Here is a 24,640-nt window from a genome sequence, read left to right as displayed (position 1 = left end):
TTCTTGCGTTTTTTTGCTAAGAACCCAATCGCATGTCAAGTATCCACATCAATCAATAATGTAAAGAATACTGCGATAATACGGCTCTATCGTCTAACAAGGTCGTTCTATGCTTAAGATTCAAGCCATCTCTCCGGAAGTACAGGCCCTGAAAACACTTCCTGAGTTATTACAATGGCGAGTACAGAAAACACCAGGCGCTGATGCCTATCGTCAATTTGACGCACAAACCGCAACATGGGTAACCTACAGCTGGGCTGATGCAGGCCGCCTGGTCAGCCAGTTCAGTCGCGCGATGGCGGCTATGCAGTTCAGCAAAGGTGCCCGTATCGGCATTTTGCTACCGAATGGCCTCGATACCGTCTGCGCAGATCAGGCCACACTGGCTTTGGGCCATGTACCGGTACCGATGCATGCACTGGACAATCCTGAGAGTATTGCGTTTATTCTGGCTGACAGCGCCGCCAGCATGCTGATCGCCGAGTCTCAGAAACAGTGGGAAGCAATCCGTGACGCGGGCTACGCGCTGCCCGACTTACAACAAGTGGTGATTACCGCAGCATCAGTCAGCAGCAGTCCGGCAGATGCGCAAACCCGTATCAGTACCCTGGCAGACTGGTTGAAAGCGGCGGAACAATTTCCATCAACCAGCTGGCCTTTCCCGGATGAAGAAGATCTGGCCGGTTTGGTATACACCTCTGGCACAACCGGCAAACCAAAAGGTGTGATGCTCACCCATCGCAATGTGATGGCTAACGTCAAAGCGGTACTGCTACGCGTGACCCCGTTTGAAAGCGACGTGTTTCTATCCTTCCTGCCGCTGTCACATACTTTTGAACGCACCGCCGGCTATTACACCCCGATTGCCGGTGGCTGCTGCGTTGCATTTGCGCGTTCGGTCAAAGACTTGCCGGAAGATATGCGTACCATGCAACCTACCATCCTGGTCTCGGTGCCACGCATTTATGAACGGGTACTGGCTAAAATTGAAGGCGATGTCAGCGCCTCTGTGCTGAAATCCTGGTTATTCCGTCAAGCCTGCAGCATAGGCTGGAAACGTTATAGTCAGCAGCACGATGGGGTACAGACAAGCAATCGCCTGAGCCTGACCGAGCGCTGCCTGTGGCCATTGCTGGACAAGCTGATAGCCGGCAAACTGCGCACCCAGTTTGGCGGCAGATTAAGACTGGCCGTGAGTGGCGGCGCCGCGCTGTCGCAGCATGTGGCACAAACCTTTTTGGGGCTGGGCATACCGGTTGCCCAAGGCTATGGCATGACAGAAACCTCACCAGTGATTGCGGCCAATATCCCGCTCAATACTGACCCAACCAGCGTGGGTGCTGCTTTAGAAGGTGTAGAAGTTCGCATCGGTGACAACAAAGAATTGCAGGTACGCGGCCCCAGCATCATGCGTGGCTACTGGAACCGACCTGAAGATACCGCCAAAGTGTTTGATGATGGCTGGCTCAAAACCGGCGATCAGGCGGCGGTGGAAGCCAGTGGTCGCATCCGTATCCTGGGTCGTGTGAAAGAAATCATCGTGACCTCGACTGGTGAAAAAATCGCGCCGGTCGATCTGGAACAGGCCATCCTCGCGGATGCAGGCTATGAACAGGCGTATGTGTTTGGTGATAACCGTCCTTTCATCGCCTGCTCAGTTGTTGTCACCCAGGCTTATTGGCAGCAAACCCTGACCAAAGCCGGCATCGGTGCCTGCGCAACGGACAGCGAAGAAGCAAGCAAGGCACGCGCATTGATACTCAAGCGTATCCGTGAACTGACCACCAGCTTCCCGTATTACGCACAGCCACGCGGGGTAATCGTGACGCTGACGCCGTGGTCAGTAGAAAATTCTCTGCTCACGCCAACGCTGAAACTCAAGCGCAATAATCTCGCCGCGCATTTTGCACCGCAGGTTGAAGCACTGTACAAAGGTCGCTAAACGCAAAGAAATGCCGGGTGCTATCAGTTGCACCCGGCTTCATCATACTTAGCTTGCGGACTTGACGGCGGATACCGCAGAACCGTCCGGCGCCACATCCACATCCTGCTTTGGTTTCAGTCTCGCGACACCCACAATAACCAGCGCCAAGCCGGCAATCTGCCATAGCGACACAGCTTCCCCCAGCATCAGCCAGGAAGCAAACAAGGTCAGCACCGGCCCCAGACTGCCTATCGCGGCAGCTTGCGTCGCTCCCAACTGACGAATAGCAAGTGCCATCCAATACACCGGCAATGCAGTTGAAAACAGTGCCATCAGTGCGCCATATCCCCAGACCGCAGCGGGCAACTGTAATACCGTCGCAGACTGGCCAGTCCCGACAAAATGTAGCAACACCAATACACAGGAAGCACAGCCCGCCAGTCCGGTCAGACGCATAGAACCTATGCGCTGCACCACTTGCCCGGTACCGATGTAATACATGGCATACGTGACCGCACTGGCAAACACCCACAGCGAACCCGTCACCACTTCATGCCCGTGAGCACTTTGCAACAGGTCATGTATGAAGGCGATCAATAAACCGGCATAACAGATCAGCATAGCCTGCACTGTCGTGCGCTGCGGCCAGCGCCGTAGCAGCAGTGCCTGAAACACCAGTACCAGCGTTGGATAGACATACAAAATCACGCGCTCCAGATTGGAACTGATGCTCTGCAAACCATAGAAATCAAACAGGCTGGACAAGTAGTACCCCAGCAAAGCCAGTATCCAGACCCGCCCACAATCAGCCAGCGTAAGCCTGACTTGCCTCGGTTCACGGCTCAACAATAACAGCAGCAAAAATAAAGGCAGCGCAAAGCCCATGCGCAGTGCGAGTAAGCTGATCGCATCCTGCGCACCGGCGGCATAGCCGAGTTTGACGAAGATGGCTTTCAGGGCAAAACCAGCGGCTGACAAGACCGCATACAAACGGCCGTCACGGCTGATGCGAGTCCAGAATGAATAAAAGGCAGGCATAGTAAGTGATGAAATAATGCGTAAGACTTATTTTTACACGAAGGAAAATATCTTAAAATTCCTCATTTACGCAGGAAGCCTTCGTCATTGGAGAAATCATGCAACTTAATCTTATCGATCTGCGCCTGATCATTGCGATCGCGGACAGTGGCAGTCTGAGCCGGGCGGCGGCCGAATTTCCACTCGCCTTATCAGCCGCCAGCAATCGCCTGCGCCAGTTCGAAGAGCGTCATGCGCTGATCCTGTTTAAACGTGACAGTGCCGGCATGAGCGCAACACCTGCGGGCAAAATCGTGCTTGAGCAAGCCAGGCGGATACTGGCCGAAACGGAGCAACTGCAACGCACCTTACAAGACCTGTCCGGGCAACGCAGAATCAAACTGCGACTGGCGGCCACCACGGTTGCCAACAATACCTATTTGCCAGCTGCACTTGGCCCATTTCTGGCCGATTACCCGGAAATCGATTTACAGTTGGAAGAGAAAAGCAGCCGTCAGATTCTGGCAGCGGTGCAGGACAAAGAAGCCGATATCGGTGTCCTGGATGGCAATCTGGTACCGGAAACCCTGTACTCAGTTCCGTTTCGCCATTTTCGTCTCGTGTTACTGGTTTCGACACAGCACCCGCTAGCCAGCCGTCAACATTGCCTGTTACGTGATGCGCTCGCCTACTATTTCATCGGACTTCCCAAGGAAAGGGCCATACAAGGATTTATCGAGGGCATAGCGATGCAACATGGCAGACCACTCAAAATCCGCGTCCGGGCTCCCAGCTTCTATGCTCAGGCACAGCTGGTGGCACAGGAGGCAGGCATCGCGATGCTACCGGAAATTACCGCCCAAAGGCATGCCAAAGAACTTGATGCCAAACTCATCTACCTCGACGATCCATGGGCCAGCCGGGAATTACGTTTATGCGTATACAGCCTGGGAAATTTATCTCCCCAGGCGGCTCAGCTATTCCACTATCTGAGTCAGAGCGGAAACGAAGAACACAGTCCGGCCTGAGCATTTGGCTGCACACAGTTGGCATGAGACGGTTTTTTGCTTATATTGGCATGGCTTTATTTTTCTCTGTGGCAAAAACAATCCGCATCATGCTGCGCACATACAAAATCTCAATTTATGAAAAAAAATGCTGGTTTTTCCTTGCTTGAATTAATGGCCGTGGTCGCCATCATCGCCATTCTGGGTGCGATGGCACTACCGTCGTATTTGTACAAAGTAGTTCGTGAGCAAGTAGACAGTTCTGTCCCGCTGGCAGATATCGCCAAAAAGCCCAGCGAGCTGGCCTGGCTCAGCGAAAAGGATTTTCCGGCAGACAATGCAGCGGCAGGATTACCGGCCGCCGATAAGATCGTGAATAATTTCATCAGCAGCGTCACGGTGGAAAATGGCGCAATACACATCGTGTTCGGCAATCGCGCCAGCAATGCCATCAAGGGCAGAACACTGAGTCTGCGCCCGGCAGTGGTGAATGACACCCACCAGGTACCGGTGACCTGGGTCTGCGGCAATGCTGAAGCACCGGGAAAGATGAGCATCTACGGCAACAATAAGACCTCCATTCCTGCCGAATACCTGCCCACTATCTGCCGACGAAAAACGCCTTAGTCAGAGACGCCGACAAAAAAACCGGACTAAACTGTCCGGTTTTTTTGTTAACAAGCCCTAACTAATTCAAAATTTATGTTCAAACATCGCACGTGCTACGACAGTGGTAGGATTTGTTGCAGTCTGTACGATCGTACCGCCTTGTGGCGCAATATAGGAATTGGACGACACATTATCCTGATGCAGCACATTCGACAGCGAAATCCGTAAGCTGGTTTTCGCATCAAACTTCCACAGACCGTACACATCCACTACGCGCTTTGGTGTCGAATAACGGCTTTGTACTGCAGAGATCTGAACCGGACCTGCACCCTGATAACCATAATTCAAACCCAGCGTCACAGGCAGTTTATCCAGCTTATAGTCGGCACCTACATTGGCACTGACCGGAGTCTGTGAATCAAGGCGGTTATTCGGACCCGGCACGGAATTCAGATCCGACCAGTTGAACGAGACATTGGCACGGAAATCCAGTGATGGCGCATTCTCCATGACTGAACGCAAGGGAAACTTAGCTTCCAGCTCCACACCTTTAGTCGTTGCAGCCCCCTGATTGACCGGCATGGAAACCCAGCGGCCATCCAGGAAATCGAGTTTGGTAATGACGATGTCATTGATCTTACGCATATACACCGAAGCACTCAGCATCCCGCCTTCAGGCAGGTAATGTTCGAACGCAAAATCCAGACCCCATGCGAGTTCAGGCTTGAGCGCCGGATTACCAGTGGTGTCCGGATTGGTTTGCTTATTGTCGGTGGAAATAAAGCGGCGCGGCACTAACTGGCTGGTATCAGGGGCTTTATAAGTTCTGGTCAGGCCCAGTCTGACCTGATCATTTTTACTGCCTGGCAGCTTCCATAAAGTTTGCAAAATCGGGCTCCAAACGCTGGAGCGGTTACTCACCTCAGCATAGGTACTACCTACACTCTTGGTATCCAGACCTTCCCAACGCAAACCTGCATAGAGCGACCACTGTTTATTGATACTCCATTCATCTTGCGCAAATAAAGCCAGACGACTGACAGTCGCGTTATAGTCTTCATTCAGATTAATCGGCTTCAAGGTGATATTGGTGACCGGATCTGCGCTCACGATATCGGTCTGCTGACGATTCTCGCTGCGCTTGCTGTATTCCGCATCCCAGCCCAGCACAAAGGCATGATCCTCAACGAAAGGGGCAGAGTATTTACCACTGGTCGTCAAGCCTTTACCTATGCCATCGAATAATGACCGACGGTCCAGTATCTGAGTCTGATTGGAACCGTAGCCGATCAAATCCACATCCGACGTACGCTTGTTATAGTTCAGTCCAAATTTGATATCCAGCTTGGCGCTGTCTGCCAGCTTATGTATCCAGTTCAGATTGGTACGCAGCATGGCGAAATCAGAATTTACGGCCTGCATATCGCTCTGATAAGAAGGCGGCAAACCGACTGAGGTAGCGGTCACTTCCTTATTATGTCCCGAAAAACGATTAGCATTGATAAAGCTCTGGGTCGTGATGGTGTCGCCGTTTTCCAGACTCCAGTTCACACGCGGCGAAAAACCGATACCGTTAAAAGTACCCCAACCCAGCAAATCAGTATGCTGCTGTCCGGTGATTTTTCCATTTGCATCACGCACCACGTAGTCAGTGACGGTAGGACGTTCATACTGGCCATGTGTCACATTACCGGATATCGAATACGACATACGTCCGGCTTTATCAGAAGTCTGAAAGTTCAGATTTTCGCCATATTTGCCGCCATCCACCTGAGCACCGAATTTGATTTCACGTTGAGCAGTTTGCACAGCGCGTTTCAATACGATGTTAATCGCGCCGGCAATGGCCTGAGTGCTGAGTTCTGCAGTAGCCGCGCGGATAATTTCTATTCGTTCGATCAGATCCGGCGAGATAGAATCCAGCGAAAATCCGGGCGGGCTAGGCTCACCATTCAACAAAATCTGGGTATAGCCGGAACCAAGCCCACGCATACGAATATCACCGCCACGTCCCTGTACACCGCCTATGGTTACGCCGGGCAAGCGCTTGAGCACATCACCCACCGTGGTATCGCCGTAGCGTACGATATCCTCCTGCGTCACCACAATCTTGGTTGCCGTATCCTGACGCCGCTCGTCATATTGGCGCGCACCCTGCACTTCCACTTTCTGAATACCGCCAGCACTATCTTTAGGCACAGCTTTTTTCACTTCAGGCTTTTTACTCTCTTCACTGAGCACGCTTTGCTGCGGCTGCGTGGTTTGCTGTGCATAGGCTTGTGCCTGAACAGCCAGTAATACAGACATGCTCAATACGTGCAGGGGAAAACCTGGCAAGACATCTTTTGATTTCATGGAATGATGAGTGTTGGACATTGGAAAATTCAGCAGACAAGGTAAGTGGACTATCGATCCACGCATACCACATGCTGTAAGCTCCAACTCAGACTTGTGCTACGCAATAAAGTTCAGCCTGTAAGCGTCATTTCGCAGCGGATTTGTATCGTTTTGTTATGACCCCGCTAATCAGCCTGCTACCTGATCATCCTGCGGCACAGCCAGATCCGGCGCAATGCGCGGCAGCCTCAGCGTAAATAGCACACCTTGCCCGGGCTGACTGCTAAGCTCAATGTCGCCGCCCAATACCTGGGTAACGAGGTTATAGACAATATGCATACCCAAGCCAGAGCCGCCATGTCCAAGCTTAGTCGTGAAAAATGGGTCAAACACTTTCTTTTGAACTGACTCGGTCATGCCTACACCATCATCACTGAACTGAATCTCTACAAAATCAGCATCTAGCTCGTTGCATCGCACAAGCATCCTGCCCGTGGTTTTGCCATCGAATCCGTGCAGTAAAGAATTGGTCACAAAATTAGTCAAAATCTGCCCCAGCGGACCAGGGTAACTATCCATAGCAATGCCTGGCTGCAGTGTGCAATCGAGATGAAATCCAGTTTTCTTATACAACGGCGTGAGTGTCACTACGACTTCTTCAAGGACTCGTGACAGTTCAAACTGTCGCCTTTGATTACTGGATTGATCCGCCGCAACTTGTTTGAAACTACCGATCAGATCGCGCGCAAACTCTAAATTACGCATTAAGAGATCTAAGCCTTCCAGGTAAGATTCCATAAACAATTTCATGCCTGAGCGCTTTAATTTGCCGGAATCCAGCTCTAGCATTAATTCATGCACTTTATCCTGCAAGGTACTGGCGACGGTTACGCTATTCCCCAATGGGGTGTTCAATTCATGCGCAACACCTGCAACCAAAGAACCCAATGCTGCCATTTTTTCAGAGCGCACCAGATCAGCCTGGGTATAGCGCAGATCTTCCATCGCCTTCGCGAGTTCCTGATTCGCCTGCTCCAGCTTACGCGTACGCAACACCACGCGTCTTTCCAATTGGGCGCTGAGTTCCCGAATTTCTTTTTCCACCTTGACCTGCTGCGTCACATCCATCAGGGCTACAATCAGTAAGGACGCATCCGGATCCAAAAAGCGAGCTGACATACGGCAGATTCTGTGTGTTGTACCAAGCCCGGTGACCGACATCTCGGTCTGCTCCAAGCTACGCTGCAGGCTTAGTTGCTCCAGCAACATTAGCATCGGCGCAAAGTCAGTCTTAAACTGTTGCCGCCACACACCGTCATGCCCATCCCTTACCGCGTCACCATAAAACTCCCGGTACCAGGCATCATTGAGTTTTTGGACTTGCCAGCTCCTCACTTGCAATAGCACCAGCGGTACCGGTGACATCTGAAACAAATCAGCGTACTGGCGCTCACTCTCACGCAATAATTGTTCAGCTTCCTGTCGTGCACTTTCAACTCGCAACTCGGCATCAATACTACGGGAACTCAATAAAAGGTAAGCGCTGCCATCCATATCAAAGCGCGATCCCGACACCAGACATTGCGAGATACGTCCATTTTTGTGGCGGAATGCGATTTGCATATTGCGCGCCTCACCATCATGGTTGATACGCTGTATTAACTGATCGCGCTGAGAAAAATCCTGCCATAAATTCAGTTCTGCAGAGCTGCGCCCTATCGCCTCTTCTCTTGAGTATCCGGACAAAGGTTCCCAGTTGCGGTTCACATCCATGTATTGTCCGTTTTCCATACGTGTGATGGTCAACGTGTCTGGTACCAGCTGAAACACCGTAGACAACACTTTCTCACGTTGCGCCAACGCCTTAACGACCTGATCGCGCTCCTTTTCCGCTTGTATCAGCGCACGGCGATCCCGCAAAGTGAGCAGAAAATAGTGCGTCCCCTCACGCTCAACCTGACGCAAAGTAATGCCTACCGGAATGATTTCACCCGCAGGATTTTTCATTTCCAGATCGCAGGATACTGAAGACTGCCCAGTCCGCAATAAATTCATCTGAGTTCGGTATTGCGACACATCCACCCAGATATCAAAAATAGCAGATTCCTCCTGCAAGGTAGACGCCACACCTCCGTTAAGCTGTTCCCAACATGCATTCCAGTCTATGCAACGACCATCCTGCAAATGGACCAACAATGCATCTGGCGCTGAATAAAACATCGACCGATAAATACCTTCCGGCAAGGAATTTAACAGCACGCCCGGCTGGATTTGATCTCGTCGTAACACATCCCTGATCAACAAAGCTTGCAAAGCAGCACGCAAGATCAGCATTGGACTTGGCACTGTTACAGTCACATCCGACAAAACAAGTAATACGCAAATCAGGTCGCCAGCAATACCTGCCAGCACCCAACGATGAATTGCAGCGGTGAAATTTTTATGAAGCAAATAAAATGAAAATGCCAACGACATGCCCATAAAAAGCAGGGGCAATCCATCTGACGGCTGGCTAGTGGAGAGTGAAAGGAAAACACTGGCACCCAACGCTGAAACAAGCAAAAAAAAGCCAGTCCATCGCATGGATGCAGGCGTCAGACAATGATTTGGATTGAAGTGTTTCTCATGAAAAATACTCAGCATGCAAATAAGCATCATGCTGTGAAGCAAAAGAATGAAGACTAGAAAATGCGCTGACACCAACACCCCTCCTGCCTTTGAATGATTACCCTATTTTTTCGAACTAAAAACCAGCCACTCGCTTGAATCCTTACGCATTCAGACTATGCCTATCATGCTTCATGGTACACCAGAGGAAGTTACATATTGGAAAAAAATCAAACGCAAGCCCTCATTTACATGTAAACTCTCTCAGGATTTTCCATGTCTAATCTTGATAAACAAGTTGGCTTCACATAAGATTAGAAAGTAGATGACAATCCAAGCAACAGGGAGAACACTGATGAAGCAGTTACACAGTAAATTGCCCGGCTTGATTATGCGCGATCAGGTGATCGCGATGGGCGTCAATACCAATCTGAATTCCGTCTTTGCAAACGCTTTTTCTGCGTTATCTGCGTTATCTGCGTTATCTGCGTATTCTTTGAGCGAAAATACATCCAATTGCGAATCAGATGATGACGTGATTCATTTCCTGGATGAAGAGCATCAGGATATTGCTCCAAAAACAGAAGTGCACCCTTGGAAAATTCTGATTACAGACGACGATGTCAATGTGCACGAAACGACGCTGCTAGCCCTGTCCGGCGTCAGAATTCATGGTCGCCCACTGTATTTTCTGCACGCCTACTCAGCAAAAGAAGCACGTCAAGTTCTGGAAACAGAACTTGACATTGCACTGCTATTGCTTGACGTAGTAATGGAAACCGTCGATGCAGGTTTGAAGCTGGTAGAGGCCATCCGTGGCGAACTCAATCGCAGCAGCCTCAAAATTGTATTGCGTACCGGTCAACCAGGAAATGCTCCAGAGCAAACCGTACACCATCAGTTTGCAATCGATGGTTACACCACAAAATCTAAACTCACTCGCTCTCTGCTAATTTCCGTGCTGAACGAAGCGCTCAACACGGACAATCGTGCGTCAGGCCAGCCCAACTAAAGGCGGAGCGACACCGCCTTTAGTAACTAAGCCCAGAATTTACAATCTGCGCTCATCGTTTTACAGCAACCTCAAGCGTCGGCATCAGCTTGCTTACTGGGGTGTGCCTTGATAAATGCCGGATGTTCCAGACAATTTTGATTGATACGCATCAATTCAGGCACCTGGGATAAATCACACTGGAAACGTTGCGCATTATATATTTGCGGTACCAGTAAGCAATCTGCATAACCCGGTTCATCGCCAAAGCAAAATGCATATCTGGCATTATCCCGCGACAATTTTTTCTCTAAAGCAAACAAACCTACTTCACACCAATGCCGATACCAGGCATTTTTCTGTTCCTCTGTCACCCCCAAAGTCTGACTCAGATATTTCAAGATACGCAAATTATTGACCGGATGTATCTCACAGGCAATGGACAGTGCGAAAGCTCTGACTTGAGCACGCAAGCCTAAATCTTTTGGCAGCAATGGATATTGAGGATATTTTTCATCCAGATACTCCAGAATGGCCAATGACTGGCTCAACACCAGCCCCCCCCCTTCCTCGGCATCAGTCAGCGCTGGCACTAAAGCTTCAGGATTGATCGCGCGGAAGGCTTCAGACAAATGTTCTCCACCATGTTTGACCAGATGTACGCCCACATGCTCGTAGTCCAATCCTTTGAGGTTTAATGCAATTCGCACCCGGTAAGAAGCCGAGCTTCTGAAGTAACCATACAGTTTCATCTTTTCTCCTGACAAACAATAAACATGGATTATTTCAACTCATGCCGCATTTTACATGCGCAAACAGCTACTCACCGGTTTTACAAGCGAATCCGGTTCGGGAAACAGCTTCCTTCAAGAAAGTACTATTCCCGATATAATCCGGCAAACAACTGAAAGTATTCGTTATGACTCTTACCTGCCTCCATCCCCACTACCTGATCCCTGTCGAACCCGCAGGAGTTGTGCTGCAGCAGCATGCACTCGTAATCGAAGGAAGCGATATCCGTGAAATTGCGCCTAGCGATGAAGTGCGGCTACGCTATCCGGATGCAGAACATGTAGAACTCAGCAAGCACTGCATCATGCCAGGTATGGTGAATTTGCATGCCCACTCCGCGATGAGTCTGTTGCGCGGACTGGCCGATGATCTGGCGTTGATGGACTGGCTAAATCACCACATCTGGCCGGCAGAAAAAAAACATGTGTCCGACCAATTTGTGTTCGATGGCACCAGCTTCGCAATCGCAGAAATGCTCAGAGGCGGCACCACCACTGTCAATGATATGTATTTCCACCATGACGCCGTGGCGCGTGCCGGATTAGCCAGCGGTATGCGCACTGTGGTCGGTTGCAGTATTCTGGAGTTCCCTACCGGTTATGGTAACAATGCCGATGATTATCTGGAGAAAGCACTGGCGGCGCATCAGCAATTTGCCGGACAAGAAGGGGTCGATTTCCGGCTGGCTCCGCATGCGCCTTATACCGTGGCCGATACGACCTTCCGCAAAATTATCGCACTGGCAGAACAGCATGGCATGGGCATCCATTGCCACATTCATGAAACCCAAGAAGAAATTCAAGGCAGCCTAGAGCAACATGGCAAACGTCCGCTGGAACGTTTGCATCAGCTTGGCCTGCTTTCACCCAATCTGATCGCGGCGCATATGGTGCATACCACTGACGATGAAATCGCATTATTGGCGCGCCAAGGCGTACATATCGCGCATAATCCGGCCAGCAATCTAAAACTGGCTTCTGGCTTTGCGAGCCTCCACGCCATGCAGCGACAAGGCGTGAATGTGGGTATAGGCACGGATGGCGCAGCCAGCAACAACAAACTGGATCTGCTCGGAGATCTGCGTCTGGCAGCCATACTGGCGAAAGCCCAATCCGGTGACCCGACTGCCTTGCATGCGCACAAAGCACTGGAAATGGCGACTTTAGCGGGTGCCCGGGCACTGGGTCTGGACAGTCAAATCGGTAGTCTGCTGCCTGGTAAACGCGCAGATCTGATTGCGATTGATCTCGACACGATAGAGACGCAACCTATGTTCGATCCTGCATCGCAAATTGTCTATGCGGCAGGACGTGAACAGGTAACCCACACCTGGGTCAATGGACGCTGCCTGATGCGAGAACGCGTATTGACCAGCCTGGACAGCCAGCAGTTATTGGATACTGCAAGGTGGTGGCAACAAAAAATCGTCGCTAACATCGACGCCGCCTGAACTGGGAACCAAGAACGGTTTGCAGGGTCTGAGCCTGCTGTAAGATTGCGGATCGCTAACAATTCACACCTCCATGCGAGGATTTGCTTTGGCGATCTATGTTCTCATCATCACCAGGCTCAGCCATGAAATTACTGTCCTTCCTGATTGCCAGTCTCCTGACCGGCGGCACAGCAAGTGCCGCTGAAAACATCACCACACTCGCAGAAAAGTCGCAATTTCAGAAAACCGGACGCTACGATGAAGTAGAAACCCTGTGCCGGAATTTCCAAAAAAATTATCCTAAATTTGTACGTTGCCAGGAATTTGGCCGCAGTCCTGAAGGACGGCCTATGCTGGCGATGCTGGTGACCAAGACCGGCGCCCTGACACCGCTAGCTGTCAAAGAAAAACAAATCCCGGTCACACTGATACAGGCAGGCATACACGCGGGTGAAATCGATGGCAAAGATGCTGGCTTCTTAGCGATTAAAGAATTACTCGCACAAAATCCGGGTAGCGATCTGCTCGATAAGCAGGTCTTGTTATTCGTACCGGTGTTTAATGTCGATGGACACGAGCGTTTTGGCAAATGGAATCGTCCTAATCAGCGTGGCCCCGAAGAAATGGGATGGCGCACCACCGCGCAAAACTTTAATTTAAACCGTGACTACATCAAGGCTGACGCGCCTGAGATGCAAGCTATGCTCAGGTTAATTAATGTCTGGGACCCGCTGGTCAGTGCGGATTTACATGTGACAGATGGCGCGAAATTCGAACACGATATATCGGTTCAGGTCGAACCTGTGAATGCGGGCGACGCAGAATTGCGACGCAGCGGTAAAGCATTACGTGACAGTGTCATTGCGGATCTGGAGAAAAATGGTTCTTTGCCACAGCCGTTCTACATGTCTTTTGCAGAAGAAGATGATCCGCAATCAGGCTTTATCGATGGTGTTCCAGGCGCGCGCTTTTCCGGCGGCTATTTTCTGTTGAGAAATCGCTTTGGCATCCTGGTCGAAACCCATTCCTGGAAAGAGTATGCAACCCGGGTAAAAATCACAAAAAACAGTATTTACGCCATCCTCGATCAGGTTGCGCGTCATGGCAATGATTGGAAAAAAATTGCCGAGCAAGCTGATTTACGTGCTGTCAATGCTGCAGGCAACAAGCTACCGCTCACTTACAAAACGACAGAGAACTATAAACAAATCAATTTCCGTGGCTATGCTTATACGCGTACCATGTCTGACATTTCAGGCGCACTGATGACGCGCTACGACGAAAGCAAACCGCAGCTATGGAAAGTCAAACTACGTGATGAGATTATCCCGGATACACAGATACAACTGCCCGCCGGAGGTTATCTGGTACCTGCTGCCTATGCCAAACCAGTACTGGAAAAACTCAGGCTACATGGCATCCAATTCCAGTCGCTGAGCACAGCGCTCAACGATGTGACGGTGGAACGCTTTCAAGCCAGTCAGGCAAAATTTTCCGCTTCGTCCTTTGAGTCACATCAGCAATTGAAGCTACAGGGCGAATGGAAAACAGCGACCGCTAATTTTGGCAAAGCCTCATTATTCATCCCATCGGCCCAACCGAAGTCCGCTTTGGTTGCCACATTATTCGAACCCGCCTCAGCAGATGCATTGGTCAACTGGGGCATGTTCAATAACGCCTTTGAGCAAAAAGAGTACATGGAAGCCTATGTAGCGGAAGACGTCGCCAGAGAGCAACTGGCGGCAGATCCGGAACTGAAAAAAGAATTTGCGCAAAAATTGAAGTCTGATCCGGCCTTCGCCAAAAATCCGGCAGCGCGGCTGGAGTTTTTCGCCAAACGCCACAGCTCCTGGGATCAGAATTACCAGCAATATCCAGTCTACAAAACCAGCATCATTCCCAAATAAGTCTAAAGTCAGCAGCCATCACCATGATGGCTGCCGAGTGGTTCTGTTCAATGGAAAAACAAATAGGCGACAAAAATCGCCGCAATCACGCCAGCCATATCGGCGATCAGGCCGACAGAAATCGCATAGCGTGTCTTACGTATCCCTACCGATCCGAAATACAGTGCAACGATATAGAAAGTCGTATCTGCCGAACCCTGAAAAATACAAGTCAGCCGCCCGACAAAGGAATCAACACCATAGGTTTTCATCGCATCCACCATCAATGCACGTGAACCACTGCTGCTGAACGGTTTCATTAAAGCAGTCGGCAAAGCGGAAGTGAAATCGGTATTCACTCCCAGTTGCGAAAACAGCCAGGTAAAGCCGGACACCAGCATACCCAGTACGCCCGCATTACGTAACACACCGATAGCCACCAGCATGCCGACCAGATAGGGAATGATAGTCAGTGAAGTTTGCATTCCGCCTTTTGCACCTTCAATAAACGCGTCATAGACGTTCACTTTCTTCCGCATCGCACCCAGTATGAAGGCAACGATGATAGAAAACAGCAAAAGATTGCTGCTGACTTTAGAGAAAACTTCGATCTCGGTCCGGCTCATGAAATGGCTCATGTACCAGACTAAACTGACGATGGCAGCACTGATGCCACCCAGCCACCCCAGTACCACCCGGTTTAGTAGATTGATGCGCTGAAAAATCGCGACGGCGATCAGACCAACTATCGTTGCAACGTAGGTAGCGATCAGGCAAGGTATGAAAATATCCGACGGATTCTGCGCCCCCAGGATAGCTCGCTGCGCCATGATAGCCAAAGGTATCAGGGTCAGGCCAGATGTATGCAATACCAGGAACATAATCTGCGCATCGGTCGCCTCATCTTTATTTGGATTAAGCGTTTGCAGGCTTTCCATTGCCTTCAGACCAAATGGCGTGGCAGCATTATCCAGCCCCAGTAAATTCGCCGAAAAGTTCATGACCATATGTCCGTTGGCCGGATGATCGGCAGGGACGCCAGGGAAAATCCGTGAAAAAAATGGACCTATGATACGTGCGAAAAACTGTATTGCGCCGGCTTTTTCTCCGATATTCATGATGCCCAGCCACAGCGTCATCACCCCCGCCAACGGCAATGCGATGTCCATCACACCCATGCGTGCAGATTCAAACGTGCCGTCCATAATGCGTTTAAAAACGTCAACATCGCCGAACACGAGGAATTGCAGCAGAGCAGCAAGAAAACTGATCAGAAAAAAGCTGATCCAAATATAGTTAAGTAGCATGCGTTCACAAGAAAAATATTGTTGATCAGTGTACGCATCAATACATAGATCGCAAAAAAGACATATCGAGAGATAACAGAATAATCCAGCCTGCGCAATGCCACTGTCAGGCGCTGACTAGACTGGCCGCGATATTAATCGAAAACCCCAACACTGCCACATTAAAGAAAAAACTCAGCACAGACTGAAACAATACAGTTTTACGTGCACTGCCACACATCACACTGACATCAGAAGTCTGCGCAGCAACCGCGATGGTAAAAGAAAAGTACAGAAAATCCCAAAAATCGGGAGTACATTCCTGATCAGGAAATTTCAATGCACGTTGCAGCTCCGGTGAACTGTAAAACAATAACGCGTAGTGAAAGCTAAATACCACAGCGACCAGGGCCCACGCGCCTAGTACCGTCAGGCCCGTCAGCACATAATGAAATATTTTCACATCAGCCGGTGCGCCCTGTATCCCGGCAAGTTCAATCACAATCGCGGCCAGGCTGATGGTGGCGCACACAGAAATAAGAGTCAGAATTGCGACCGCACTTTCATCTTCTTTCTCGGCCATCTCCATCACTTGCTCTGGCCTGGCACGTGACATCATCCACCCCATCAATACCAGATAAGTCCATACTGCAACATCCCAGCTAAGCATGACACGGGTCGATATACGCCAGTGCTGTGGCCATAGCGCGATGCTCAACATACCCAAAAATATAGCCAGCACTAAGCGTGGCCGCCTGATTTTCCGCAATGCGGTCCAAATATGCATCGTCTTCCCTGTTTTCTATTTACCGTGACTTACCCAAAACCACTCCAGCGGCGTTACGTCCCTTGTCGTGACATATGTACTGCCTTCGTCGCCGAAGAGTAGCCAGGGTTTCAGCCAGCATATTGCCTGCTATCGAAACAAACATCGCTTTCCAGTGACGCATTCCACAACACCACAGGCTTTTTTTCGCCTTGCCGGAACAATTTCCCTTCATTCCGATCCACAGCAGATCATAACAAATTGCACATAATTGGGGCTAGGCATTGTGAAGATTGTCATATATGCTGGTATTTATAGTTTGCAATAAAAATCTGTCCAACTCAGCACTCGCAATCTGATACAAAATTTGATCCAGCATGCAGCAACGCGCCCCGGAAAGACGGAGGTAAAACCATGAGCAAGCAAAGTCGCTATCTCCCACTGACTAAGCTGGAAGCAGGCATGGTACTGGCGCATGACCTGCTCGATAAAATGGGGCATGTGTTACTGCCAGCAGGTGTTACCCTGAGTGATGCCACGATCAAGTCCATTGCCCACCATGATGTCCATTTACTCAGCGTAGTCTCTGACGCAGGTGAGCAAATCATTGATGTCGAAGAATTGCAACGCCAGCTGAAACGCATCGATTATCTGTTCAGACATGCCAGTAACGAGGGGGCGATGCAAACGCTCAGGCAATTCATCGTGCACTATCGCGAAGGACTCACATCATGAGCGGTACTGAAACGACAGCCATGAGTGAAATCATTCGTCATATTCGTGATTTGCCTACTTTACCCGAGGTGGCTCAGGAGTTACTCGCTGATCTCGGCAACGATGAAACCAGCCTGGACAGCGTGAATGAAAAAATCGCAATGGATCAAGCCATCACAGCAAAAATTCTGCGACTTGCAAACTCATCCCATTTCGGCACCAACTCCAGAGTCGTCACCATACAGCAAGCAACCGCATTACTGGGCGTCAGAAATGTCAAGAGTGTGATACGCACGTCGGTGATGTCACGTCAATTTCCTGCTGTTACTTGCCCGGGCTTTGATTTTCGTTCATTCTGGAGACATAGCACAGCCACAGCCGTCTGTGCCGAACTGATTTCGCGTACCCTGCATATGAAGCATGACTTTGCGTTCACTGCCGGACTGTTACACGACATAGGACGACTGGTGCTGGTGACCCATAATCCATCCGCTTATGCGAAGGTCATTCAAACCAGGCTCACACTGGATTGTGCGTTGATTGACGCAGAAAATAGCATCTTAAACACCAATCATGTCGAAGCCGGGCTAACACTGGCTCAACACTGGCACTTCGCAGAAGCAGTACAGGACGCGATACGCGGACATCACCAGCCAGACCTGGAAGACGTTCACCCCCTTGCCTCGGTCATCCATGTAGCCAATAGTATGGTGCATGCACTGGATCTGAATGGCCAGGAAAATGATGCAGTCCCCTTGCTGTCTCAGCACGCTTGGGATACGCTAGCTCTGGACGAGAAAGAATGCATGGGCATTTTTCGTGAAACGGAAATGCGCTGTGAAGCACTGAATCAAATTTTTTTGTGAGTACTATGTATCTTGATAAATCAATGTTGGAACAGTTAATGGTTTTTAGCCAAACACATTACCGGGTCGAAGATATACAGTTATTCCGCGATATTTCTGAACAAAACTTGTCCCTGATCCGCCACATACTGAGTCACTGTGCAGTAGTCAGTGCCAGAACGGGGCAAATCGTACTGGATGCCCACAGCTCGGGCTCCCGATTGTATGTCGTGCTGCAAGGCGCACTCGGTATCAGCAAACTCAACGACGATAATAATCACATCGAAAACACCATCACCCAATACCTTCCAGGGGAATGCGTAGGCGAGTTATCGGTGCTGGATGAAGAAACCCACTCTGCTACTGTAACAGCGATACAGGACAGTGAATTACTGGTGATTGAGGCAGAAACGATGTGGCGCCTGATTGAAGAATCCAATGGCGTCGCCAGGAATCTGCTGCAACTGTTGTCATTCCGCATACGTGCAGCCAATGCGCAGATACGCAGTCGCCAGAAGGTAGGTGAATTCTATCGCCAGTTATCAATGGTTGATGGTCTGACCGGATTACATAACCGAGCCTGGCTCAACAGCCAGTTGCCCGCGCTGGTGCAACAGGCACAGGCCAGCGCTACACCGCTCAGCATCATACTGGTCGACCTCGATCACTTTAAGCGCTTCAACGATACTTATGGACACGTACTGGGTGACGATGCGCTGCAAACCGCGGCCAAGGTATTAAATGCAGGACTCAGGCCAACTGACTTTGCAGCCCGCTACGGTGGCGAGGAAATGATGGTCATCTTACCTGGAACGGCGCAAAAACAAGCCCATACGGTAGCACAAAGGCTGTGTAACCGGCTGGCTAAGGCAAGGGTATTCCACGAGCACAATAAGGCACTGCCGCACATTACCGGCTCATTTGGCGTTGCGACGCTGAGTGAAGAGCAAGACTACAGCGCCCTCATTGAGGCCGCGGATCAAGCCTTGTACCGCGCGAAAGAAGCGGGACGCAATCAGGTTGCTTTATAAGCATACGACTAACTAGTTATCAATGCGCAAGATCTGCGTGAGATAACAAACGAAAACAAAAAGCCCCGGATACGAGCATGCGTATCCGGGGCTTTTATTCTTATGGATCAGGACTGGTATTACCAGAAGCTATAACCAACACCGACTGCAACCACAACAGGCTTGAAGTCAACCGTGGTTTTACGTTCAATACTACCTGTAATAGCTGTCAAATCTGTTTTCACTTTAGCTGTCGCCACAGAAGCAGTCACAGACCAGCGCTCGTTCAACTGATAAGTCGCACCAAGCTGAGCCGCCAGACCGAACGAACTTGTCAGATTCAGTTTCGTTGGTCCACCTACAGCGATATCATTTAAAGGCGTTGTGTTGGCATCAAAGAATTGTGTGTAATTGATACCAAGACCAACAAAAGGACGGAAATTTGAGCTCGGCGCGCCAAACTTGTAGTTCACAAATACCGTTGGTGCGCGTTGCTTCACGCGTGCAATCACACCGTATGGTGCCAATACGCCACGACCATAGACCTCATGCTCTGGCGGCAAGCCAGCCACAAAATCCAGCTCAAAGTTATCGTTGAGTTTTTTAGACAGGCCAAACATCAGTGTTTTCGCATTGCCAACCGTCAAACCTGCAGGCTGAGGTGTCAGAAATGCAGGTCCATTGCTGGTAAAGTCAGGCGATTCTGAGTGAATGTTGATGCCAATCACACCACCACGCACAGTATAGTCGTAAGCAAACGCAGAGCTGGAAGCGAGAGCAAACAAAGCGGCCGCAGCCAATTTAGTTTTCATCATTTTGATCTCCGCGCTTATTTAGCCAAAACTTGTTGGAAGAAGCCACGTGCTGCAGCGTTGCAGAATGGTGGAACTAAAGTGCCATGATAAGCACTGGCGATTGCTTGTTTCGGATCCTGCTTCGCATTGATTGCAGCTGTAATCGCTGCCTGTTTTGTCTGCGCAAATCCGACTTTAGCAGCCGCAAATGGATCACTGACCCCTGCCGGTGCAGAGTCCACATCCAGCACTGTCAGCGCAGCAGAAGGCAGGCCTTTTGCAAGGAAATAGCCAGCTGTTGCTTGTGTACTGATGAAGAATACAGTTGGATCGTCTTTGCCACCGCACAGCATAGTTGGCACTTGAGGGACGTAATTACGCAAGTCATTCTTGACACCAGCTTTACGCAGTGCATTCGCAGGAGCACAGTTCAGTGGATCTGCAGGATTCAAGTCACAACGATTAGCTGCCAAATCAGCGACATAAGCATTGCGATAGCTGGTTTTGACCAGATTTCCTGCACCAAAGAAAGCTTCAAATCCTGGTTTTGCCGCTGGTTGTGAATCTGCTGCAAACATCGCCAGTTGTGGCAATTTACCCGACGTAAACAACTCGCCCATACTCAAATTACCTGGCAGCAAAGATTCGATGCCGCTCGCATATTTATCTTCATAGATATCGCTTGGTGACGCATAAATGCCACCATAAGATTTCTGGAAGCTAGTCGTCAGCATAGGTGTAAATATAGTGCCGCCCGCATTAGGGGCACCACCAAATACAGCATCACCCAACATCGCCAGCGCATACGGGCCGGACATACCAGCCAAGGCACTGACTTTGAATTCAGAAGCATAGGTTGTTTGCATCGCGCGTTGGGTTGCCATCGCAACGTGACCACCTTGCGAATAGCCAGTCAGTACCAGCTTGCCGGAGTCTTGCGCACCAATCACCGGGAACGCCTTGCGTGCAGCACGCAGGGAATCGACCATATCATTGGCTTGTTGTTCCGCGTTCAGATAAGGATGGTAGCTCAGTGAGGAGACGTCGTAACCTGCATAGTTAGACGCAACTACGATGAAGCCTTGTGCCGCATACATCGCAGCAACCATCGTGGCTTCCTGATTATCGCGAAGATTAGCCATGTTAAATGACTTATCGACCGTTGTACCATGTGCATACAACAGAACCGGACGTGGGCCGGTACAGGCCGGGTCGCTACCTGAAGGAACCATGATCGCACCAGTCGCGTTGGTAGGTTCGTTCGCGCCACCAACGGTAATGTATTTCATGTAGTAAGTGGAAATTTCACACTTCGGTACGCCAGTTACCTGGGTAAAACCTGGCTTCGCAGCTTCCAGCATACCTTTAAAGACAACTGGATCAAGCTTAGTCAAAGCAGGACCACTTGCCTGAGGAATAGGGACCAAATTCGGTGGGTTTGCTACCAGAGTACCGCGTGTCATCGAATTATCGACGGCTGGGCCTGGGGTGCCACTGCCACCGCAAGCAGATAAAACTGCAGCGGATACCAGTGTCAGCATTGCGGAATGTTGACGCATTGTTGTCTCCTGTAAGAATTATGTTTGTAAGTCACAAGAAGCGCACGCTTGTTTTTTGCCATGTAATGGCACGAGCGTTCTAAAAACTCACATGAAGTATCTCATCAGGTCAAATAGCTGAATAGATTTAAATATAAATCTAGAGTAAACACTCTTAAATTATTCTTTACCCACATTCGGCATTGACCTTTGGAAAGGGATGCGCATTATAGACCTGCGCACAAAAAAATCAATGCCAGCCCTGGTGAAGCCAGGGTCAGGTTAGTATCGATGGAATGGTCAATTTAGTTTGATCTGGAAGTGAGTGATTTGAAGTACACGTCCATGCTCAGACGTCCAGCCCCTACCACGACCAATAAAAGCAGGATACCGCCCCAATAGAAGTGATCTCGAATTGCAGCTGGACAATCGAAAGTCCACAATACCGGATACGATATCACTGCCATCAGGTTCACCATTAGCAATCCACATGCTGCAGGACGGCAAAACAGGCCTGCTATCAAAAACAGAGGCAGTATCAATTCTCCGCCACTGCCCAGCAATGCCGCCAGCTCAGGTGGCAGCAAGGGCACCTGATATTCTTCCCGGAACAAGGACAGAGTCAACGCCCAGTCTTGCACCTTCAACAGTCCCGCCTTTAAAAATTGCCAGGCCACAAAACAACGCAATGCGAGCAAGGCCAGGGGCTGCACCCATCGCTGCATGCGATTCCCGATTTCATACTCCAGCCCGGCAGCAAATTGAATGATATTCATGATGTATTCCGTTTTCTATCTGAATTCGCATCTGTTCTGACTGCCTTGGCAGCAAACAGTTATCACGCTCCGCCACAGCAAATCTGGCTACAAACAGTGTTTTCATCGTTGCGAAGCGAATGAATTGACGTGAGGCGTCAGGTCTGCAAAGCAGCCCCATTCCAGCCATTGACTCAGGCCTTGCGCCACATCAAACTCAGCCTGAGTTTGCAATGCGACTTCAAATGCCTGCTCCAGACTTGCCCCCTTATGAATTTGCTCCAAAGCCCGCCAAGCCGCTTCGTCGACAGAATGCACCTGAATCTTCCAGTTTACCCGGCTCACTACGCCGAAATTCGGCTCCAGGCTGACTGGCCGAACCCGATCTGGACTTGTCTCTCGATTTACCTGGCTCGCTTGTGCAAAACCTGGTTGCTGATGCGCGAGCCAGACATCAATTGCGCCATGTTCCGAGCGGAATAAAGCGCATGTAGGATGAAACTCAAGCCGCACAGCAGAGAGTTCCTGGTTGTTCTGAGCTGCTTTTGCAAGCAAATCAGGTAAGGACAAAAATTCCGCATTCGCTGCAAAATACGCGGTGTGTACCTGCCACTCTAGCCTTGCCACATCCTCAAAATAGGCGTATCGAGGCTCAAGTCCAGCATTCGCAATAAAGTGTGCCAGGTCAGCGCCGAAGCGGTGCATATCGCCGGACCCAGACGGATGCAACAACGCATATGACTTGGCCATTTGTACAAAAAAATCTTCTCCTACCAAACATCTGAGTACCGGATATGCAGACTCCAGCGCACGCAATATCAGCGCAGCATAATTGCCCCGATAGATCGCGACCCTGTCCTGCAATTCAGCATGAGGCCGCAGCCCAGGCAAAAGTTCGGGCACCTGCTGCACATTTTGCATTGCCCTGGCAAAGCTATGCTGTAATTCGACCAGTTCTGGGCTCATGCAATCGCCTCTGTCAGCTGCATAGCATGCAATTGTCTGGCCTTATTCGCCTCGTCGATCAATACATGTAACTCTGGAATATCCGTATCCCATTCAATCAGCACCGGAACCGGATAAGAAATTTGCTGACAAGCTAATTTATATAATTTCCATACCTCAGCATGAACCCGGCTACCGTGATGATCAATCAAACAACTTCCTGCATCCAAATGGCCAGCCAGATGGATTTCCCCTACCGTGGACGCAGGCAGGTTCGCGTAAATTCGTATCGCCTCATTCGCACTCTCACCATGATTAACCTGATTCACATACAGGTTATTTATATCCAACAAGATGCCACAACCTGTTTTACGGCTCAGTTCTGCCATAAATGCCGCTTCACTCATCTCGTCAGTAGCAAAACGCACATAGGTAGATACATTTTCAATCAACACCTGCCGCTGCAGTACATGCTGCATACGATCTACGCGCTCACACATTAATTGCAAGGCAGCATTATTTAATGGCAAAGGAAGCAAATCATTCAGAAAGTGCTGCTGTACAGCATTCCAACACAAATGTTCGGACACCAGACCTGGCTCTATCCTGTGAATCAGTCGCTTCAGACCTTGCAGATGCTGCTCCTGCCCTGCATCAGTGGCCGATGCGGAGCCCAAGCCCAGCCCCACCCCGTGCAAGCTGATGGGGTAGTCTTGACGCAGTACTTCGAGCACATGCAAATCATATCCGCCGTCCCCCATATAGTTTTCAGTATGGATCTCCAGCCAGTCTGCCGCCTGCGGAGCGTTTAAAAAGTCCCGGTAGTGACAGCTTCTGAGGCCAACACCAAAGCCTGTGATAGCGGTTGCAGATGATGATTGCATGTGGGCTTGCTCAAAAAAAACAGATAATTAAAAAATCAGCATGTGATGCCTGAGGTATCAGCTTTTTGGCGCTTCGGTTTTACCGCCCATTTTTTCGCAAGAACCGGCAGGTACTTTTTTCCATTCACCAGGATCATTATCTTTCTTTGCCTGTCCCGCACACGAGTGTGTACCTGACTTGGTCGCACAGTCATTCTGACCGGCTTTTGCTACGCCATAACATTTTTCTGTTTTTGCCGGTGCTTTCGCATCATCCGCAGCGACTGCGACTGCCGAAGTGACCAAACCAGCCAATGCCATTGCGATCAAAGTTTTGTTACTCATCTTTATCTCCTAAGTTAAAAAAGGGACCTGCAAGCCTTAGTCGCCAGGCTCACCGGATTACTTACACATAAAATGAAAAAACTTTCTATGCTTAGAAAACATCCTACTATGAATGGACAAGTTTGCAAGCCAGATCCTGTGGCCAGACGCAGCTTTCCCCGTAGTAGTCCATACCAG

Annotated in this window: 21 protein-coding genes; 9 read left to right on the top strand and 12 right to left on the bottom strand. The window is 50.0% G+C overall.

Annotation, left to right across the window (positions count from 1 at the left end):
* The first annotated feature begins 109 nt into the window (after nt 1-109).
* Nucleotides 110-1,942, top strand: coding sequence for an AMP-dependent synthetase/ligase (locus H8K47_RS04415; RefSeq protein WP_186880203.1), 1,833 nt, complete (start codon nt 110-112; stop codon nt 1,940-1,942).
* A 48-nt stretch (nt 1,943-1,990) separates the two neighbouring features.
* On the opposite strand, the gene H8K47_RS04410 is transcribed toward H8K47_RS04415, so the two are convergent.
* The gene (locus H8K47_RS04410) at nt 1,991-2,962 is read right to left on the bottom strand and encodes a DMT family transporter (protein WP_186880202.1); all 972 of its coding nucleotides are present in this window, start codon (nt 2,960-2,962) and stop codon (nt 1,991-1,993) included.
* Nucleotides 2,963-3,060: 98 nt separating this feature from the next.
* Between H8K47_RS04410 and H8K47_RS04405 the strand changes: the two genes are divergently transcribed.
* Both H8K47_RS04405 and H8K47_RS04400 read left to right on the top strand, forming a co-directional pair.
* Nucleotides 3,061-3,969 (top strand): LysR substrate-binding domain-containing protein, encoded by a 909-nt coding sequence (locus H8K47_RS04405; RefSeq protein WP_186880201.1) that lies wholly within the window; start codon nt 3,061-3,063, stop codon nt 3,967-3,969.
* 117 nt (nt 3,970-4,086) lie between these two features.
* Nucleotides 4,087-4,575, top strand: a complete 489-nt coding sequence (locus H8K47_RS04400) for a pilin (protein ID WP_186880200.1) — start codon at nt 4,087-4,089, stop codon at nt 4,573-4,575.
* Between the two features lie 66 nt (nt 4,576-4,641).
* Here H8K47_RS04400 and H8K47_RS04395 read toward each other — a convergent pair whose 3' ends face one another.
* Both H8K47_RS04395 and H8K47_RS04390 read right to left on the bottom strand, forming a co-directional pair.
* The gene (locus H8K47_RS04395; protein ID WP_186880199.1) at nt 4,642-6,912 is read right to left on the bottom strand and encodes a TonB-dependent receptor plug domain-containing protein; all 2,271 of its coding nucleotides are present in this window, start codon (nt 6,910-6,912) and stop codon (nt 4,642-4,644) included.
* A 171-nt stretch (nt 6,913-7,083) separates the two neighbouring features.
* A complete protein-coding gene (locus H8K47_RS04390) occupies nt 7,084-9,228 on the bottom strand; it encodes a PAS domain S-box protein (RefSeq protein WP_186880198.1) in 2,145 nt (714 codons plus the stop codon).
* 628 nt (nt 9,229-9,856) lie between these two features.
* On the opposite strand from H8K47_RS04390, the gene H8K47_RS04385 reads away from it, so the two are divergent.
* Nucleotides 9,857-10,513 carry a response regulator gene (locus H8K47_RS04385; RefSeq protein WP_186880197.1) on the top strand — a complete coding sequence of 219 codons (657 nt, stop codon included), beginning with the start codon at nt 9,857-9,859 and terminating at the stop codon, nt 10,511-10,513.
* A gap of 71 nt (nt 10,514-10,584) precedes the next feature.
* Here the strand turns inward: H8K47_RS04385 and maiA are convergent, their stop codons facing one another.
* Nucleotides 10,585-11,244 carry a maleylacetoacetate isomerase gene (gene maiA / locus H8K47_RS04380; RefSeq protein ID WP_186880196.1) on the bottom strand — a complete coding sequence of 220 codons (660 nt, stop codon included), beginning with the start codon at nt 11,242-11,244 and terminating at the stop codon, nt 10,585-10,587.
* A 167-nt stretch (nt 11,245-11,411) separates the two neighbouring features.
* On the opposite strand from maiA, the gene H8K47_RS04375 reads away from it, so the two are divergent.
* Nucleotides 11,412-12,734 carry a TRZ/ATZ family hydrolase gene (locus H8K47_RS04375; RefSeq protein WP_186880195.1) on the top strand — a complete coding sequence of 441 codons (1,323 nt, stop codon included), beginning with the start codon at nt 11,412-11,414 and terminating at the stop codon, nt 12,732-12,734.
* A gap of 125 nt (nt 12,735-12,859) precedes the next feature.
* Nucleotides 12,860-14,623 (top strand): M14 family metallopeptidase, encoded by a 1,764-nt coding sequence (locus H8K47_RS04370; RefSeq protein ID WP_186880194.1) that lies wholly within the window; start codon nt 12,860-12,862, stop codon nt 14,621-14,623.
* 47 nt (nt 14,624-14,670) lie between these two features.
* On the opposite strand, the gene H8K47_RS04365 is transcribed toward H8K47_RS04370, so the two are convergent.
* Nucleotides 14,671-15,909, bottom strand: a complete 1,239-nt coding sequence (locus H8K47_RS04365) for a nucleoside recognition domain-containing protein (protein WP_186880193.1) — start codon at nt 15,907-15,909, stop codon at nt 14,671-14,673.
* Nucleotides 15,910-16,015: 106 nt separating this feature from the next.
* Nucleotides 16,016-16,675, bottom strand: a complete 660-nt coding sequence (locus H8K47_RS04360; RefSeq protein WP_186880192.1) for a DUF1345 domain-containing protein — start codon at nt 16,673-16,675, stop codon at nt 16,016-16,018.
* 393 nt (nt 16,676-17,068) lie between these two features.
* Here H8K47_RS04360 and H8K47_RS04355 point away from each other — a divergent pair, with 393 nt between their 5' ends.
* From H8K47_RS04355 to H8K47_RS04345, 3 genes are read left to right on the top strand one after another with little or no spacing between them, the layout of a single operon-like run.
* A complete protein-coding gene (locus H8K47_RS04355) occupies nt 17,069-17,389 on the top strand; it encodes a hypothetical protein (protein WP_186880191.1) in 321 nt (106 codons plus the stop codon).
* A complete protein-coding gene (locus H8K47_RS04350) occupies nt 17,386-18,234 on the top strand; it encodes an HDOD domain-containing protein (RefSeq protein WP_186880190.1) in 849 nt (282 codons plus the stop codon). Before H8K47_RS04355 ends, H8K47_RS04350 begins: the two co-directional genes overlap by 4 nt.
* A 38-nt stretch (nt 18,235-18,272) precedes the next feature.
* A complete protein-coding gene (locus tag H8K47_RS04345) occupies nt 18,273-19,244 on the top strand; it encodes a GGDEF domain-containing protein (protein ID WP_230405010.1) in 972 nt (323 codons plus the stop codon).
* Nucleotides 19,245-19,363: 119 nt separating this feature from the next.
* Here H8K47_RS04345 and H8K47_RS04340 read toward each other — a convergent pair whose 3' ends face one another.
* From H8K47_RS04340 to H8K47_RS04315, 6 genes are all read right to left on the bottom strand, one after another.
* Nucleotides 19,364-20,038, bottom strand: a complete 675-nt coding sequence (locus H8K47_RS04340) for an OmpW/AlkL family protein (RefSeq protein WP_186880189.1) — start codon at nt 20,036-20,038, stop codon at nt 19,364-19,366.
* Nucleotides 20,039-20,052: 14 nt separating this feature from the next.
* Complete coding sequence (locus tag H8K47_RS04335) at nt 20,053-21,576, bottom strand: alpha/beta hydrolase family protein (RefSeq protein WP_186880188.1); 1,524 nt, start codon at nt 21,574-21,576, stop codon at nt 20,053-20,055.
* A 284-nt stretch (nt 21,577-21,860) separates the two neighbouring features.
* Entirely contained in the window at nt 21,861-22,331 is a 471-nt protein-coding gene (locus H8K47_RS04330) for a DoxX family protein (RefSeq protein WP_186880187.1), read from the bottom strand.
* Nucleotides 22,332-22,433: 102 nt separating this feature from the next.
* Complete coding sequence (locus tag H8K47_RS04325) at nt 22,434-23,276, bottom strand: HvfC/BufC N-terminal domain-containing protein (protein ID WP_186880186.1); 843 nt, start codon at nt 23,274-23,276, stop codon at nt 22,434-22,436.
* Entirely contained in the window at nt 23,273-24,139 is an 867-nt protein-coding gene (gene bufB, locus H8K47_RS04320) for an MNIO family bufferin maturase (RefSeq protein ID WP_186880185.1), read from the bottom strand. The genes H8K47_RS04325 and bufB overlap by 4 nt, the downstream gene beginning before the upstream one ends.
* Nucleotides 24,140-24,196: 57 nt before the next feature.
* On the bottom strand, nt 24,197-24,463 hold the full coding sequence (locus H8K47_RS04315; RefSeq protein WP_186880184.1) for a BufA1 family periplasmic bufferin-type metallophore: 267 nt from the start codon (nt 24,461-24,463) through the stop codon (nt 24,197-24,199).
* Nucleotides 24,464-24,640 lie beyond the last annotated feature (177 nt).

The organism is Cognatundibacterium rugosum (assembly GCF_014284365.1).
In the GTDB taxonomy this organism is placed as follows: domain Bacteria; phylum Pseudomonadota; class Gammaproteobacteria; order Burkholderiales; family Burkholderiaceae_D; genus Undibacterium; species Undibacterium rugosum.
This window is presented reverse-complemented; position numbering and strand designations above follow the sequence as displayed.

Bases quoted from the DNA above. Each gene is read 5' to 3' on its own strand.
- H8K47_RS04385 (WP_186880197.1), top strand. From the start codon at position 9,857: ATGAAGCAGTTACACAGTAAATTGCCCGGCTTGATTATGCGCGATCAG.
- H8K47_RS04390 (WP_186880198.1), bottom strand. From the start codon at position 9,228: ATGCTGATCTTGCGTGCTGCTTTGCAAGCTTTGTTGATCAGGGATGTG.
- H8K47_RS04355 (WP_186880191.1), top strand. From the start codon at position 17,069: ATGAGCAAGCAAAGTCGCTATCTCCCACTGACTAAGCTGGAAGCAGGC.
- H8K47_RS04405 (WP_186880201.1), top strand. From the start codon at position 3,061: ATGCAACTTAATCTTATCGATCTGCGCCTGATCATTGCGATCGCGGAC.
- H8K47_RS04360 (WP_186880192.1), bottom strand. From the start codon at position 16,675: ATGCATATTTGGACCGCATTGCGGAAAATCAGGCGGCCACGCTTAGTG.
- H8K47_RS04340 (WP_186880189.1), bottom strand. From the start codon at position 20,038: ATGATGAAAACTAAATTGGCTGCGGCCGCTTTGTTTGCTCTCGCTTCC.
- H8K47_RS04335 (WP_186880188.1), bottom strand. From the start codon at position 21,576: ATGCGTCAACATTCCGCAATGCTGACACTGGTATCCGCTGCAGTTTTA.
- H8K47_RS04375 (WP_186880195.1), top strand. From the start codon at position 11,412: ATGACTCTTACCTGCCTCCATCCCCACTACCTGATCCCTGTCGAACCC.
- H8K47_RS04315 (WP_186880184.1), bottom strand. From the start codon at position 24,463: ATGAGTAACAAAACTTTGATCGCAATGGCATTGGCTGGTTTGGTCACT.
- H8K47_RS04370 (WP_186880194.1), top strand. From the start codon at position 12,860: ATGAAATTACTGTCCTTCCTGATTGCCAGTCTCCTGACCGGCGGCACA.
- H8K47_RS04400 (WP_186880200.1), top strand. From the start codon at position 4,087: ATGAAAAAAAATGCTGGTTTTTCCTTGCTTGAATTAATGGCCGTGGTC.
- H8K47_RS04350 (WP_186880190.1), top strand. From the start codon at position 17,386: ATGAGCGGTACTGAAACGACAGCCATGAGTGAAATCATTCGTCATATT.
- H8K47_RS04325 (WP_186880186.1), bottom strand. From the start codon at position 23,276: ATGAGCCCAGAACTGGTCGAATTACAGCATAGCTTTGCCAGGGCAATG.
- H8K47_RS04410 (WP_186880202.1), bottom strand. From the start codon at position 2,962: ATGCCTGCCTTTTATTCATTCTGGACTCGCATCAGCCGTGACGGCCGT.
- maiA (WP_186880196.1), bottom strand. From the start codon at position 11,244: ATGAAACTGTATGGTTACTTCAGAAGCTCGGCTTCTTACCGGGTGCGA.
- H8K47_RS04415 (WP_186880203.1), top strand. From the start codon at position 110: ATGCTTAAGATTCAAGCCATCTCTCCGGAAGTACAGGCCCTGAAAACA.
- H8K47_RS04330 (WP_186880187.1), bottom strand. From the start codon at position 22,331: ATGAATATCATTCAATTTGCTGCCGGGCTGGAGTATGAAATCGGGAAT.
- H8K47_RS04395 (WP_186880199.1), bottom strand. From the start codon at position 6,912: ATGAAATCAAAAGATGTCTTGCCAGGTTTTCCCCTGCACGTATTGAGC.
- bufB (WP_186880185.1), bottom strand. From the start codon at position 24,139: ATGCAATCATCATCTGCAACCGCTATCACAGGCTTTGGTGTTGGCCTC.
- H8K47_RS04345 (WP_230405010.1), top strand. From the start codon at position 18,273: ATGGTTTTTAGCCAAACACATTACCGGGTCGAAGATATACAGTTATTC.
- H8K47_RS04365 (WP_186880193.1), bottom strand. From the start codon at position 15,909: ATGCTACTTAACTATATTTGGATCAGCTTTTTTCTGATCAGTTTTCTT.